This is a genomic window from Xenorhabdus sp. TS4 (genome assembly GCF_014467265.1).
GTDB classification, from domain to species: Bacteria; Pseudomonadota; Gammaproteobacteria; order Enterobacterales; family Enterobacteriaceae; genus Xenorhabdus; species Xenorhabdus ehlersii.
This window is the reverse complement of the sequence record NZ_NKHQ01000002.1, coordinates 260,728-276,563: the sequence shown is the minus strand read 5'-3', so window position 1 is coordinate 276,563 and position 15,836 is coordinate 260,728. Positions and strand designations below refer to the sequence as shown.

Below are 15,836 nucleotides of genomic sequence, written 5' to 3'. Positions count from 1 at the left end.
CAGGTCACTCTTTAAGACTTTAATCTTTTTTGCCTTTCGGCATATCGATAGTGTCTTGCGAGTGCCCACACAGATTGTCTGATTAATTTGTTAAAGAGCGTTGGCAACCGGAAGTGCCTTCCGGGTTGCGAGGCTGCGTATCTTACGCTTTCCTCTTATCGTGTCAAGCCTTATTTTCCAAGGCTTTTCACGTTGTCATCCCGACAGGTTTGTGTGTTTGTCGTGACAACGGAAGCGCATTATAGGGAGTTTTATGATACTGGCAATAGTTATTTTGAAAAAAAGCCTCAACCGCTTATTTATCATCCAAAACAACCCGATTTGGTGTTTTTCCAATCTAGAAAAAGAAAAAAGAGGTGCAAAAAACACCTCTTAAAAACTTTCTAAGTAATCAATATCATTGTGTTGCAACAATACGATTGTCTTCTAACCCTAAAGTCACTAATTTACCTGGGATCAATTTGCCAGAAAGAATTTGCTGGGCCAGTGGATTTTCAATCTCTTGCTGGATAGCTCGTTTCAATGGACGGGCTCCATATACAGGATCGAAACCAGCTTCGCTTAGTTTTTCCAGCGCTGGAGGTGTTATCTCCACCTGATAACCGTGCTCTTCCAAACGCTGATATAAACGCTGCAATTGAATATTCGTAATAGACTTCAGATGCTCTTTTCCTAATGGGTGAAACACAACAACTTCATCAACCCGGTTAATAAACTCAGGCCTGAAATGGTGACTAACCACTTCCATCACCATATTTTTCATACCTATATAATCCAATGTACTAAAGCGTTCTTGAATCATATCGGAGCCTAAGTTAGAGGTCATAATTACAACGGTGTTACGAAAATCAACTGTTCTTCCTTGACCATCAGTCAAACGGCCATCATCCAATACCTGCAACAAGATATTGAAAACATCTGGGTGGGCTTTCTCTACTTCATCCAGCAAAATGACAGAATAAGGACGACGACGCACCGCTTCTGTCAGATACCCACCTTCTTCATATCCAACATATCCGGGAGGCGCTCCCACCAACCTTGAAACGGTGTGTTTTTCCATAAACTCCGACATATCAATGCGCACCATAGCATCATCACTGTCGAATAAGAAATTAGCCAACGCCTTACACAATTCTGTTTTACCCACCCCAGTCGGCCCCAAAAACATGAAAGAACCGATCGGACGATTGGGATCAGATAATCCCGCTCTACTACGACGAATTGCATTCGATACAGCATCAACCGCTTCATTCTGCCCTATTACGCGCTTATGCAATTCTTGCTCCATGCGCAGTAATTTATCTTTTTCACTTTCCAGCATTCTGGATACAGGGATCCCTGTCCAGCGTGCGAGTATTTCAGCGATTTCAGCATCTGTGACTTTGTTACGCAGCAGCTTCATATGACGATTTTCTGCTGTTGTTGCTGTCGCTAAACGTTTTTCCAATTCCGGAATTTTTCCGTACTGAATTTCAGACATTTTGGCCAAGTCACCACTACGGCGAGCTTTCTCTAATTCAATACGAGTATTTTCTAATTCAGCCTTGATATTCTGGGTGCCACTAAGTTCAGCTTTCTCCGCTTTCCACTCTTCTTCCAATTCAGAATATTCACGTTCTTTTTCTGCTAATTCTTCGTTCAGCATCTCTAACCGTTTTTTACTGGCATCATCAGACTCTTTTTTCAGTGCCTGCTGCTCAAGCTTTAATTGAATAACGCGGCGCTCAAGGCGATCCAATGCTTCTGGTTTAGAATCCATCTGCATACGCAAGCTTGCCCCTGCTTCATCAATCAGATCAATGGCTTTATCAGGTAGCATACGATCAGAAATATAGCGATGAGATAGTGTTGCAGCCGCCACGATTGCCGGATCAGTGATTTGGACGTGATGATGCAATTCATATCGCTCTTTCAGTCCACGTAAAATAGCAATCGTGTCCTCAACCGTAGGTTCTGCCACATAAACTTTCTGGAAACGACGCTCTAAGGCCGCATCTTTTTCTATATACTGACGATACTCATCAAGTGTTGTTGCCCCAACGCAATGCAGTTCTCCACGAGCCAGAGCGGGTTTTAACATGTTACCTGCATCCATTGCGCCTTCGGCTTTGCCAGCTCCTACCATGGTATGCAATTCATCAATAAATAGAATGACTGAACCTTCCTGTTTGGCAAGATCGTTCAAAACACCTTTCAAACGCTCTTCGAATTCACCACGGTATTTAGCACCGGCTAATAATGCTCCCATATCAAGAGACAGAACACGTTTGTTTTTCAGCCCCTCTGGAACTTCACCATTGACAATACGCTGTGCCAAACCTTCAACAATCGCGGTCTTCCCAACTCCTGGCTCACCAATGAGAACTGGGTTATTTTTGGTTCTGCGCTGCAATACCTGAATAGTTCGACGAATTTCTTCATCACGCCCAATCACAGGATCTAATTTTCCTTGTTCAGCACGCTCAGTCAGATCAATGGTATATTTCTTTAACGCTTGGCGCTGATCTTCTGCGCCTTGCTCATTCACTTTTTCACCACCGCGCATTTGTTCTATTGCCTTAGTGATTTTATCTTTGGTTGCTCCCGCCGCTTTCAACATGTCACTTAATGTTCCACGTTCTTCTATCGCTGCCAGAACAAAGAGTTCAGAAGAAATGAAGTTATCACCTGATTTTTGTGCAAGTTTGTCACACAGGTTTAAATAACGTCCCAACTCGTTGGATACCTGCACATCTCCACCATTGCCTTCTACTTTCGGCAATCGGTTCAGAGCTTGATTCAGTTGATTATTGAAGTTTCCCGTATCCACCCCTGCCGAGGCCAATAAAGGACGCACTGAACCGCCTTCTTGATTAATTAATGCACTCATCAAGTGGATAGGTTCGATGAATTGATTATCACGCCCTAATGCGAGGGATTGGGCGTCAGCAAGAGCAAGCTGGAATTTATTGGTAAGACGATCCAGACGCATAACACCTCCAATACTGGTCAGAATTTGCTACTGGAGACTAGATAAGGTCATTCCTTAAATATTCAAGGTCTTCTGAAAAGTTAATTGGAAACTTACCGCTATACGCCAAAGATCGTCCTGTAAAGTAGGTTATCGCAACCAGATTAAAGTTGCCATTCGCCCGGTATTACCATCACGACGATAGGAGAAAAAGTTTTCCCCCTCCGTGACTGTACATGCGGCTCCACCAAAAATTTCTGTTATTCCTACTGACTGTAACTTTAATTTAGCCAGTAAGTAAATATTTGCCAGAAACTTATCGCCATAAGGCGTAAAAGCTTGTTCCAGATCAGGATTGGTTGCGATGAAAGCTTCCCTAACCTCAGCCCCCACCTCAAATTTTTCAGGGCCAATAGCAGGCCCCAACCACGCACGGATCATGTCAGGTTTTGCGCTAAATCGAGACACAGTATTCTCCAACACTCCGGCACATAATCCGCGCCATCCGGCATGAGCCGCCGCAACCTCATCACCAGAAATACTGCAAAAAAGAACTGGCAAACAATCTGCTGTCATCACAGCACAAACCTGATCAGGTATATTCGTGTAAACAGCATCGGCCTGATTATTCACCAATGGCTGACCATCAAGTGTGATCACACGTGTTCCGTGTACTTGCTCCAACCATGTAGGTTGCTGCGGTAATTGGGCATATTCAACCAATAGCGTTCTATTCCGTTCCACGTATTCTGGAACGTCCCCAACATGATTACCCAGGTTTAAACTGTCATATGGGGGCTGGCTTACTCCACCTAAACGGGTAGTACTGCAAGCACCAACATTATCAGGCTGTGGCCAATCAGGAAAAATCAGTGGCGTCATTTACCTACCAATCCATCTCGTCTTTGAAAGTCTCAGCATCCACTTTCATCACTTCAATCAACTTAACCATATCGTCCGGTAATGGAGCATGCCATTCCATCTCAATTCCAGTGATCGGATGGTAAAGACGTAACATGGTTGCATGCAATGCCTGACGATCAAAATTGCGCATCGCTTCGCGAAATTCATCAGAAGCTCCTTTTAAGGGACGAGGCCGCCCACCGTACAGAGGATCACCCACCAACGGGTGTTTTATATGTGCCATGTGCACACGAATTTGGTGTGTTCTGCCTGTCTCCAAACGCAGACGCAATCGAGTATGCGCCCGGAAATGTTCCATAACACGATAATGGGTAACAGCAGGTTTACCCATAGGGTGTACTGCCATGTGTGTCCGTTTTGTTGGATGGCGGGAGATAGGTTCTTCTACCGTTCCTCCAGCCGTCATACATCCCAGAGCAACCGCTTCATATTCACGGGTTATTTCACGTAATTGCAAAGATTCCACCAAACGAGTTTGTGCCGGAACGTTTTTTGCCACAACCATTAGCCCTGTCGTATCTTTGTCAAGACGATGAACAATACCTGCACGGGGAACATCTGCAATTTCAGGATAATGATATAATAAGGCATTCAACACTGTACCGTCAGGATTACCTGCTCCCGGATGAACAACCAAATCACGTGGTTTATTGATTACCAAAATATCGTTATCTTCATAGACAATATTCAGTTCGATATCCTGAGGCTCCCAACGTGCATCTTCTTCAATGATAGCATCAACGGAGATTTCTTCACCGCCCAGGACTTTTTCTTTTGGTTTGCTAATTAATTTGCCATTAACTTGAACTTTATTATCCAAGATCCACTCTTTTATACGTGACCTGGAGTAATCAGGGAACAATTCAGCCAAAGCTTGATCTAAACGTTGACCAAGCTGAGATTCAGCGACTATTGCATTAAGTCGGATTTGTTGTGCCATATATAACTTCTATATTTTACGTTGAGTTTTGACGGCGAGGCCGTTTCATTTAAAATAGTGTGTTATTGTAACCCCATATTTTGCCGGGAGCTTCACGGACAGTCTCCCAGAAAACACTCAGAGGATAATCAACACGTGATGATTCGCATGAAATATCTGGTGGCAGCGACCACATTGAGCTTGGTTCTATCTGGATGCTCCAGCAATAAAGATGCTGTTCCTGATATTCCGCCATCTCAAATTTATTCAATTGGACAGGAAATGCTGCAAGAAGGTAACTATAAAGCGGCTATCAAGCAATTGGAATCCCTTGATAACCGATATCCTTTTGGCCCTTACTCCCAGCAAGTTCAACTTGATCTGATCTACGCCTATTACAAATCAGCGGAATACCCATTGGCTCTCGCATCCATTGACCGTTTCATGCGCCTAAATCCAACCCATCCTAATATCGACTATGTACTCTATATGCGTGGTTTGGTTTCGCAAGCTCTGGATGACAGTCTATTACAAGGCCTTTTCGGCATTGATCGATCAAATCGTGATCCTGAACATGCCCGTGCGGCATTCCGTGATTTCAACCAACTGGTACGCTATTACCCAAACAGTCAATATTCAACTGATGCTACCAAGCGGTTAATCTTCCTCAAAGAACGTTTAGCCAAATATGAACTTGAAGTTGTTCAATATTACACTAAACGCAATGCTTACGTAGCTGTTGTCAATCGGGTAGAACAGATGCTACGAGACTACCCTGATGCTAATGCAACTCGGAAAGCACTCCCTTATATGGAGTTAGCTTATAAAGAATTAGGATTGACGGCTGAAGCCAATAAAGTGGCACAACTGATCGCTGCCAACCCCGTATAAAATCTCATTCCATCAGGTTTGAACAAGTAATCAAAAACAGTAGCTAAATGGCTGCTGTTTTTTTATCTATTGTTTTTTATCTAATCATGAAGTTGCCAGGAATATCACTGCTGGGATGTGATTTTGTAAGACTTGCCTTTTTGTTTTGTTTAGCCAACAAACCGAACGCATCAGCACATTTTGTTCATGTTTGGCTATATCTTCATTATTTTCACCTTGAAAATAACTCAAGCTCTGTAATTATAACTTGATTTAATAATCCCATAACTGACTAATAATGACGCATAACTCTTTCCTTCGCAACAAATATTCTCCATATCTTCCTTAGCTATCACAATTCCGTCACTTACTGCCAAAATCACTCAATAAAAGTGATTTAGATCATTCTTTTTATGCCAAATGGCGCTATGCTGAATACATCAGAGACGGAGTAACATCAAAGAGGTAACTATATGTTAGTGAACATTACCAGCAAACAAATGGAAATTACCCCCGCAATTCGTAGCCATGTAGAAGACCGTCTAAGTAAGTTGAGCAAATGGCAAGTTAATCTAATCAATCCACATATCGTACTATCAAAAGAACCGCAAGGATTCTTAGTTGATGCCACAATTGGCACACCAAATGGCACGTTAGTGGCCAGCGCTAAACATGAAGATATGTACGCAGCAATCAATGATCTACTGACAAAATTAGAGCGCCAGCTCAATAAAGTGCAGCATAAAGCAGAAGCTCGTCGCACAGACAATAGTGTTAAAGAGTCCAATATCAACTTAGAAGTATAATCCCCCCTGATTCTTGTCCTAACGCGCTCATTGAGCGCGTTTTTACTGCCTGTTGACACTCCAAGCTAAATAGGTTAATTAAAATACATTATTGAAACCATAAAGTAGCATGCTAACAGGTCAAATGATTATCAAACCGTCTTTGTTATTTTTCTTTTTTTTCACCTTCTCATAAGGAGGTTGATTCGTTTCAAAGAAACTTTAAGAAGACGAATAAAAGCCTCCCATCGACAGGGAGGTTTTTTGTTTTACTGATCACAAACATATCTACGATACACAGGCTACACTCATAATAAGAATATCAGGAACATACTATGGAACGAGACTTAGTGAGTTTACGAGAAGAAATTAGTCATATTGATGCGGAATTGCTGGATCTACTTGCTAAACGCCGACAATTAGCCAGTGACATCGCCCAGACAAAACTGCTCGATCATCGCCCTATCCGAGATAAAAATCGTGAACGAGAGTTATTGAATGTATTGATTGATAAAGGAAAATCACGTGGATTAGATGGATTTTACATTACACGATTATTTCAGATGATCATTGAGGATTCTGTTCTCACCCAACAGGCATTATTACAACAATATCTGAATCAGACACCTTACGATTCTGCCCGTATTACTTTTTTAGGGCCAAAAGGTTCATATTCTCATATTGCAGCTCGACAATTTGCTGCTCGTCACTTTAATCAGTTGGTTGAATGCAGTTGTCACAAATTCTCAGATATTTTCTCACTGGTTGAGATTGGTCAGGCTGATTATGGCATCCTGCCACTGGAAAATACCAGCTCAGGGGCAATTAATGAGGTTTATGATTTATTGCAACATACCCCCTTATCCCTTGTTGGAGAGATAACTCTGCCAATCAACCACTGTCTATTGATTGCTGGGCAAACTGATATCTCAAGGATAAAAACCGTTTATAGCCATTCCCAACCTTTTCAACAATGTAGCCAATATCTCAATAAATATCCTGACTGGAATATTGTTTACTGTGAAAGCACTGCTGCTGCTATGCAAAAAGTGGCAGAACTCAACTCACCAGAAATAGCAGCATTAGGCAGTGAGGCTGGCGGCACTCTTTATGGATTACATGTTTTAGAAAACAACCTAGCAAATCAGCAAGAGAATAGCACTCGCTTTATTGTTGTTTCCCGCAAATCTATTGACGTATCCGAGCAAGTTCCTGCCAAAACCACGTTTATTATGTCAACCGGACAGCAAGCAGGAGCACTGGTTGATGCTCTCATTATCCTAAAGAAACATGATATCCCTATGAGTAAATTGGAGTCTCGCCCAATAAATGGCAAACCGTGGGAAGAGATGTTTTATATTGATGTACAAGCCAATCTACGTTCCATGAAAATGCAACAAGCATTGAAAGAATTGACGGAAATTACTCGTTTTCTGAAAGTGTTAGGATCTTACCCATCAGAAAATGTCATTCCTATCGATCCTATCTAAAGTAAAAAAACAAAACCGGATATTTCTATCCGGTTTTAAAATAAAACCTATACTCGGTTGTCACTTGCCTGCTGCAAGAGCACTCGACTTTCCTTCATAAATCGAGCTGCTTCATCGCCAAACCAATCACTCACTTGGTTAAAGCTCTCAATAAAAGCTGACTTATCTTGATGTTCCAAGATTTCCAGCACCTGCCCGAAACTTTGGTAATACCGACGTATAAGTGCAATATTTTCAGGACTAGACATAATAATATCAGCATACAATTGGGCATCTTGTGCAAATAATCGTCCTACCATCGCTAGCTCCAATCGATATATCGGTGAAGATAGTGAAAGCAATTGCTGTAAGTCGATATTTTCCTTTGCAAGATGTCGTCCGTAAGAGAAGGTAGTGAAATGACGCAACGCCTGAATGAAACTCATATTTTTATCATGCTTCTCTGCGGTGATTTGATGCAACCTCGCTCCCCATACTGATATCTGTTCCAAAAACCATTGATACGACTCTGGATAGCGTCCATCGCAATACACAACCACTTGCTTAGCAAAGCTACCTACATCTGGCCCAAACATAGGGTGCAACCCTAAAACAGGCCCTTTATGTACTTCAAGCATCGCATTTAACGGTCTTTGCTTGATTGAAGCCAAATCAACTAGAATGCACTGTTCTGGCAAAGGAGGTAATCGACGGATAATCTTGTCTGTCAAGTGAATAGGAACACTGACGATCACCATCCCTACTCCGGCTAATATATGTTCGGCGTTATCCCAATCGTCAGCTTCGAGCACCCTGACTTCATAGCCAGACAGCGTCAACAATCGACTGAATAATCGGCCCATTTTGCCTGAACCACCTACAATGACCACAGATCCCAAATGAGTACCGAGTTTTTTAAAGCCCTTGTTATTTTCACTGACATAAGACTCTCGCATAATTCGGCGTAATATATCTTCAATCAAATCAGGTGGAATTCCCATATTTTCCGCCTCCTGACGGCGGGAGGCCAACATAGTAGCCTCCCTATCAGGATCATAAATCGGTAAGCCGAGTTGACTTTTAACTTCACCAACTTGCGCTACTAAATTCATTCTTCTTGCCAGCAACGATAATAAGGTTTTATCTACCTCATCAATTTGAGCTCTCAACTGTGACAATTCTGTTGTCATATTGGTTATCCTGCTTTTTCCATCATTATGTTTCGATTAACCAAATATGGAGCGATTTGTTGGTGCAGTTTTCTCAATATTTGCTCCGTAGTCTGCCAGTTAATACAGGCGTCTGTCACCGAAACACCATATTTCATCTCAGAGCGAGGCTGTTCGGAGGATTGGTTGCCCTCATTAATATGGCTTTCCAACATAATCCCAATGATGGATTGGTTTTTGGACATCATCTGTTCAACAACAGAATCCACAACGATACTCTGGCGACGAAAATCTTTATTGGAATTACCGTGACTGCAATCAATCATCAGTGATGGTATCAGCCCTGCTTTAATCATTTGTCGTTCACAATCAGCAACATGTTCTGCACTGTAATTCGGCCCTACGCCGCCCCGCAATATCACATGTCCATTCGGATTACCCTGAGTTTGCAGCAAACAAACTTGACCTGACTGATTTATCCCCATAAAGCGATGAGGCATTGCTGCTGCTTTCATGGCATTAATTGCGGTATTCAAACTACCATCTGTGCCATTTTTAAATCCGACGGGTACAGACAATCCTGATGCCATTTCACGATGAGTTTGAGATTCCGTTGTTCTAGCACCAATTGCTGACCAACTAAATAGATCCCCTAAGTATTGTGGATTATTGGGATCAAGTGCCTCATTAGCCAAAGGCAATCCCATTTCTACTAGGTTCAACAGCAGGCGACGGGCAATATGCAGCCCCGCATCCATATCAAATGAACCATCCATATAGGGATCACTAATTAGCCCTTTCCAACCAACGGTTGTACGAGGCTTTTCAAAATAGACACGCATAACAATATACAGACAATCACTCAATTCAGAAGAAAGCGCTTTCAAACGACTGGCATAGTCCAGGGCAGCATCCACATCATGAATTGAACATGGACCACATACCACTAATAAACGAGGATCACGATGCTGAATAATGTCAGCGATAGTATTACGCGCGTTTGTGATGGCATGTCGATCATGGCTATTCAACGGATATTTCTGTTTCAACTCTTCCGGTGTGATGAGGACTTGCTCATCAAGGATATGAACGTTATTCAGAGCGTCTTTTTGCATGATCATTTCTACCTGCCTTGTCTGTTTAATGTTTGTCTAAGTGTCTGCTGGATAACATACCATGAGCCGTAAAGAATACAATCCAAAAACGTAAATATTTTCCACATACCGTAAATAATATTTTACATTAAAATGCAAAGACTATTGATATAGTGGAGATACTAACAATCCATTGAATTTTATTTTCATGTCAAAATATATAAATAATTTTTAAAGTTAATTCATTGTAAATGACAACTAACAATCGCATCAAAATAGAAATAATTTATTAACCACTTACATATAATTTATTACACAAATAAATACCTTTATAATCAAATAATAAAAACAAGATCTCAATCTCATTTTTATATAAATATTCTAATAATATTAAATATGTGTTTTTAATGTTTATATGAAACTATAAAAAAATTTTTATAAACAATAGCCATATCCAATAGATCTAAAGCTATGACTAACAGCATGTATATAAGTCATGCAGATGCAAAAATCCGTATTACCAACTTTTATTTATTTTTTAAACATTTGTTAAGGATAGATATGATAACGCTGCAATTTATTGTAATAATCATTTGCTTATTGATAGGTACGCGTTATGCGGGAATGGGATTGGGACTGATCAGTGGTATTGGACTCTTTATACTGACATTTGTCTTTGGCTTGGAACCAGGTAACCCTCCCGTTGATGTAATGCTGACTATTCTTGCTGTAATCGGTTGTGCATCCGTTTTACAAACAGCAGGTGGGCTAAATGTTATGATGCAATTTGCAGAACGCTTACTGCGTCGTCACCCGCAACATATCACCATTTTGGCACCACTGACTACTTGGATGCTCACTTTTCTTTGCGGTACCGGTCATGTGGTTTATACCATGTTCCCAATCATTGGCGATATTGCCTTGAAAAAAGGTATTCGCCCTGAACGGCCAATGGCTGTTGCTTCTGTCGCTTCCCAAATGGCAATTACCGCTTCTCCTGTATCTGTCGCCGTTGTTTCTTTGGTGTCAATTATTGCTGCCAGTCATGGTATTGGGCAGGCGTACGGGATCTTGGACATTTTGGCTGTTTCAATACCAGCATCACTCACTGGAGTAATACTTGCTGCATTATGGAGCTTACGTCGAGGAAAAGATCTTGATCAGGACGAAGAATTCCAGGCGAAAATCAAAGATCCAAAGCAACGTGAGTTTATTTATGGTGGTTCTGACACTCTATTGAATCAAGTCTTTCCTAAGCAAGCTTATTGGGCAACCTGGATTTTCTTTACCGCAATTGCTGTCGTAGTCTTATTTGGTGCATTCACCGAATTACGTCCTGCTTTTGAAGTAAAAGGTACACTAAAACCCCTTTCTATGAATCTGGTGATCCAGATGATGATGTTAATTGCAGGCTCCATTATATTGATGGCCTGTAAAATCAAAACCAGTGAAATCGCCAATAGTGCCGTGTTCAAAGCAGGTATGGTTGCGATTTTTTCTGTCTTTGGTGTGGCATGGATGAGTGATACCTTCTTCCACTCACATTTAGGTGAATTAAAACTAGTCCTAGAAGATGTGGTCCAGGCACAGCCGTGGACTTATGCCCTTGTACTGTTTTTAGTATCAAAACTGGTTAACAGCCAAGCCGCCGCCTTAACGGCCATTGCGCCAATGGGATTACAACTTGGAGTTGATCCTAAACTTCTGATTGCTTTCTTTCCTGCTGCCTATGGCTATTTTGTTTTGCCTACTTATCCAAGCGATTTGGCTTGTATTGGTTTTGACCGTTCAGGTACAACAAAAATCGGGAAATTCATTATCAACCACAGCTTTCTTTTACCAGGATTGCTTGGCGTCAGTGGCGCTTGTACAGTAGGATATATTTTAGCCAGTACGTTTATGTAACTTACTGTCTCCCTAACCTGACTTACAACTGAAAAAATAAGTTTCCTGATTTATAGCATGTAAAAAGGCCAGCATATGCGCTGGCCTTTGATAACTTTCGGATGTAGCGAAAGCGTATTATTTTGCGTTCAGACGCTCTTTAATACGAGCAGCCTTACCAGAACGCTCACGCAGGTAGTACAGTTTAGCTCTGCGAACAGCACCACGACGCTTAACGCTGATGCTGTCTACGACTGGGGAGTGAGTCTGGAATACACGCTCAACGCCTTCGCCGTTAGAAATCTTACGAACAGTGAATGCAGAGTGCAGACCGCGGTTACGAATCGCAATAACCACGCCCTCGAATGTCTGCAGACGCTTTTTAGAACCTTCAACGACCCATACCTTAACTTCCAAGGTGTCACCCGGACGGAATGAAGGTACGTCTTGCTTCATCTGCTCTTGTTCAAGTTGTTTAATAATGTTGCTCATAATAACTCTCTTACCCTAGGTAAACTGATATATCAAAGACATCCCTTTAGGATATGTCTGGATTAATTCGTTGCTTGATCTTGATATTCCCGTTGGAACTCAGATAGCAACATCCTTTGCTCGTCAGTCAGAGCTAGGTTTTCTAGAAGTTCGGGCCTTCTTAGCCAGGTTCGACCAAGCGACTGTTTCATTCGCCAGCGATTAATTTCAGCATGGTTTCCCGACAGCAAAACTGGGGGGACTTCCATACTATCTAACACTTCAGGGCGAGTATAATGTGGGCAATCCAACAATCCATCAGCGAATGAGTCTTCTTCTGCCGATGCTTGACGCCCTAATACGCCCGGAATAAACCGCGATATCGAGTCAATCATCGTCATTGCAGGAAGCTCTCCCCCGCTAAGAACGTAATCACCGATAGACCATTCTTCGTCAATTTCGGTTTGGATGATACGCTCATCAATACCTTCATAACGCCCGCAAACCAGAATTAATTTCTCATTTGCTGCCAGCTCACAAACTCCCTGTTGATCGAGTTTGCGTCCCTGAGGTGAAAGATAAATCACCTTTGCACCATCACCTGCCGAAGCTTTAGCTGCATGAATGGCTTCTCGTAATGGTTGCACCATCATCAGCATGCCTGGACCACCGCCATAAGGGCGATCATCAACAGTACGATGCCGGTCGTAGGTAAAATCCCTTGGATTCCAGCATTCGATACTCAACAGGCCATTTTTTACTGCCCGACCAGTTACCCCGTAATCGGTTATTGCGCGGAACATTTCAGGAAACAGGCTAATAACCCCAATCCACATACTGTGTCCCACTCATTTAAACCGTTTTTACCGGAGATTAAAAACCAGGATCCCAATCTACCTCGATGGTTTTGGTAGCGAGATCAACTTTCTTGATAACCTGCCCATCAAGAAACGGAACCAACCGCTCCTTGATACCGAATGCATCTTTCAGGTTTGCTTTTATTACCATCACATCGTTAGAACCTGTTTCCATCATGTCATGAATAGTTCCAAGGTTATAACCGACTGTATTTATTACTTGGCAGCCAATAAGGTCTTTCCAGTAATAATCACCCTCTTCCAGTGCTGGTAACTGGCTACAATCCACCACAACTTCACAGTTAGTGAATAAATTCGCCGCATCCCGATCGTCAATACCTTTGATTTTGACGATAATATCTTGGTTATGGTATTTCCATGCTTCCAGTTCAATGTGTTGCCACTGGCCTAAGCGTTGAATAAACCACGGTTGATATTCAAAAATGTCTTCGGTGTGTTCGGTGGAAGAAAAAACTCTGAGCCAACCACGAATGCCATATGCAGACCCTAACTTCCCCAATACAATTGGCTCAACAGGGTGCTTCAGGCCAGATTGTTTGCTCATTGTTACCACCGCGACAGATTAAGCTGCTTTCTTAGCGTCTTTGATCAGTGTAGCAACACGATCAGACACAGATGCACCCAGACCAACCCAGTGTTCGATACGGTCCAGATCTAAACGCAGAGCTTCTGCTTTTCCTGAAGCGATTGGGTTGAAGAAACCAACACGCTCAATAAAACGACCATCACGCGCATTGCGGCTATCGGTCACGACTACTTGATAAAACGGACGCTTTTTTGCGCCGCCACGAGCTAAACGAATTGTTACCATAACATCCTCATTAGTTAGCAAAACAACCAGACTCCATCGAGGAATGGAGTCCGGCTGTCCATTAAAAGCCCGAAAATTTTACTCACTTTGGCGCAAAAAGCAATCCAAAGAACATTTTCTTTCGCAACTTTGTCGATTATCGCCCCATAAATCCCGGTGGCAGCATACCTTTCATGCCTCGCATCATTTTTGCCAAACCACCTTTCTTCATCTTTTTCATCATACGTTGCATTTCATCAAACTGTTTCAGCAAACGGTTGACATCCTGCACCTGTGTGCCCGATCCCATCGCAATACGGCGCTTACGCGAACCTTTGATGATTTCTGGTTTTTCCCGCTCTTTACGGGTCATGGAATTAATGATGGCTTCCATTTTAACCAGAAGCTTGTCATCCATTTGCGATTTGACGGCATCAGGGATCTGCGACATTCCCGGCATTTTGCTCAACATGCTAGCCATTCCGCCCATATTACGCATCTGTTTAAGCTGTTCCAGAAAATCGCTTAAATCAAAGCCGTCACCTTTTTTCAGTTTAGATGCCAATTTTTCCGCTTGGGTACGATCAACTTTGCTTTCAAGTTCTTCGATCAGTGAAAGCATATCCCCCATACCCAGAATGCGGGATGCAATGCGATCAGGATGGAAAGGTTCTAATGCATCCGTTTTTTCACCAACGCCGAGGAATTTGATAGGCTTACCAGTGATATGACGGATAGAAAGCGCAGCACCGCCACGCGCATCACCATCTACCTTGGTCAGCACAACCCCAGTTAATGGCAATGCTTCATTGAATGCTTTTGCTGTATTTGCTGCATCTTGACCCGTCATTGCATCAACAACAAACAGGGTTTCAACAGGATTAATAGCCGCATGAATCGCTATGATTTCATCCATCATAGCTTCATCAACATGCAGACGGCCTGCTGTATCGACTAACAATACATCATAAAATTTCAGCTTAGCATGTTGGATCGCTTTATTGACAATATCAACAGGTTTTTCCTGTGGATCAGAAGGGAAAAAGTCAACTCCAACTGTTTCAGACAAGGTTTCAAGCTGTTTGATCGCCGCGGGTCGATATACGTCAGCAGAAACAACCAAGACTTTTTTCTTGTTTTTCTCTTTCAGCAACTTACCTAATTTAGCAACGCTGGTCGTTTTACCTGCACCTTGCAAACCGGCCATAAGAATCACAGCGGGAGGCTGTGTGGAAAGGTTCAGTTCACTGTTAACCTCTCCCATCGCCTTAACCAATTCATTTTGAACGATTTTGACGAATTCCTGACCTGGAGTCAGACTTTTGTTAACCTCATGTCCCACAGCGCTTTCTTTGACTCGTGCAATAAAATCACGCACGACAGGTAATGCAACATCCGCTTCGAGCAAAGCCATACGAACTTCGCGCAGCGTATCTTTAATATTATCTTCAGTCAGCCGTCCGCGACCGCTGATATTGCGCAATGTGCGCGATAGTCTGTCAGTTAAATTATCAAACATTGTCTCAGCTCAGATATCTACAAGTGGGTCTACCTGTAAGGCAAATTTCGCAAATTATAGCACGATGATTATGTGATCTCTGCAAAGAGATTCCCAAGTATGATTAACAGCGGT

14 protein-coding genes are annotated in these 15,836 nt (G+C 42.3%); 4 read left to right on the top strand and 10 right to left on the bottom strand.

The features are described 5' to 3' along the window. Window positions 1-397 precede the first annotated feature (397 nt). The 3 genes from clpB to rluD all read right to left on the bottom strand — a co-directional run bounded on the left by clpB (window position 398) and on the right by rluD (window position 4,814). Window positions 398-2,971: an ATP-dependent chaperone ClpB gene (gene clpB / locus Xets_RS27225; RefSeq protein WP_187651065.1), complete on the bottom strand. Its 2,574-nt coding sequence runs from the start codon at window positions 2,969-2,971 to the stop codon at window positions 398-400. 129 nt (window positions 2,972-3,100) lie between these two features. Beyond that, window positions 3,101-3,832 (bottom strand): purine nucleoside phosphorylase YfiH, encoded by a 732-nt coding sequence (gene yfiH, locus Xets_RS27220; protein WP_099131072.1) that lies wholly within the window; start codon window positions 3,830-3,832, stop codon window positions 3,101-3,103. Between the two features lie 4 nt (window positions 3,833-3,836). Beyond that, window positions 3,837-4,814: a 23S rRNA pseudouridine(1911/1915/1917) synthase RluD gene (rluD, locus tag Xets_RS27215; protein WP_187651066.1), complete on the bottom strand. Its 978-nt coding sequence runs from the start codon at window positions 4,812-4,814 to the stop codon at window positions 3,837-3,839. A 147-nt stretch (window positions 4,815-4,961) separates the two neighbouring features. On the opposite strand from rluD, the gene bamD reads away from it, so the two are divergent. The 3 genes from bamD to pheA all read left to right on the top strand — a co-directional run bounded on the left by bamD (window position 4,962) and on the right by pheA (window position 7,938). Further along, a complete protein-coding gene (bamD, locus tag Xets_RS27210) occupies window positions 4,962-5,684 on the top strand; it encodes an outer membrane protein assembly factor BamD (RefSeq protein ID WP_187651095.1) in 723 nt (240 codons plus the stop codon). A 452-nt stretch (window positions 5,685-6,136) separates the two neighbouring features. Then, on the top strand, window positions 6,137-6,469 hold the full coding sequence (raiA, locus tag Xets_RS27205) for a ribosome-associated translation inhibitor RaiA (RefSeq protein ID WP_099131069.1): 333 nt from the start codon (window positions 6,137-6,139) through the stop codon (window positions 6,467-6,469). 314 nt (window positions 6,470-6,783) lie between these two features. Then, window positions 6,784-7,938 (top strand): bifunctional chorismate mutase/prephenate dehydratase, encoded by a 1,155-nt coding sequence (gene pheA, locus Xets_RS27200; RefSeq protein ID WP_099131068.1) that lies wholly within the window; start codon window positions 6,784-6,786, stop codon window positions 7,936-7,938. A 47-nt stretch (window positions 7,939-7,985) separates the two neighbouring features. Here the strand turns inward: pheA and tyrA are convergent, their stop codons facing one another. After that, window positions 7,986-9,107, bottom strand: coding sequence for a bifunctional chorismate mutase/prephenate dehydrogenase (tyrA, locus tag Xets_RS27195; protein ID WP_099131067.1), 1,122 nt, complete (start codon window positions 9,105-9,107; stop codon window positions 7,986-7,988). 5 nt (window positions 9,108-9,112) lie between these two features. Beyond that, window positions 9,113-10,207: a 3-deoxy-7-phosphoheptulonate synthase gene (locus tag Xets_RS27190; RefSeq protein ID WP_304952506.1), complete on the bottom strand. Its 1,095-nt coding sequence runs from the start codon at window positions 10,205-10,207 to the stop codon at window positions 9,113-9,115. A gap of 534 nt (window positions 10,208-10,741) precedes the next feature. Between Xets_RS27190 and Xets_RS27185 the strand changes: the two genes are divergently transcribed. Continuing rightward, window positions 10,742-12,085: an anaerobic C4-dicarboxylate transporter gene (locus tag Xets_RS27185; protein ID WP_187651068.1), complete on the top strand. Its 1,344-nt coding sequence runs from the start codon at window positions 10,742-10,744 to the stop codon at window positions 12,083-12,085. Window positions 12,086-12,202: 117 nt separating this feature from the next. On the opposite strand, the gene rplS is transcribed toward Xets_RS27185, so the two are convergent. The 5 genes from rplS to ffh form a co-directional block, all read right to left on the bottom strand. Next, a complete protein-coding gene (gene rplS, locus Xets_RS27180) occupies window positions 12,203-12,556 on the bottom strand; it encodes a 50S ribosomal protein L19 (protein ID WP_074020138.1) in 354 nt (117 codons plus the stop codon). A gap of 62 nt (window positions 12,557-12,618) precedes the next feature. Next, entirely contained in the window at window positions 12,619-13,371 is a 753-nt protein-coding gene (gene trmD, locus Xets_RS27175) for a tRNA (guanosine(37)-N1)-methyltransferase TrmD (protein ID WP_099131065.1), read from the bottom strand. Window positions 13,372-13,408: 37 nt separating this feature from the next. Next, window positions 13,409-13,957, bottom strand: a complete 549-nt coding sequence (gene rimM / locus Xets_RS27170; RefSeq protein WP_099131064.1) for a ribosome maturation factor RimM — start codon at window positions 13,955-13,957, stop codon at window positions 13,409-13,411. A gap of 18 nt (window positions 13,958-13,975) precedes the next feature. Continuing rightward, window positions 13,976-14,224: a 30S ribosomal protein S16 gene (rpsP, locus tag Xets_RS27165; protein ID WP_074020141.1), complete on the bottom strand. Its 249-nt coding sequence runs from the start codon at window positions 14,222-14,224 to the stop codon at window positions 13,976-13,978. 136 nt (window positions 14,225-14,360) lie between these two features. Further along, the gene (gene ffh / locus Xets_RS27160; protein ID WP_099131063.1) at window positions 14,361-15,722 is read right to left on the bottom strand and encodes a signal recognition particle protein; all 1,362 of its coding nucleotides are present in this window, start codon (window positions 15,720-15,722) and stop codon (window positions 14,361-14,363) included. Window positions 15,723-15,836: the final 114 nt, after the last annotated feature.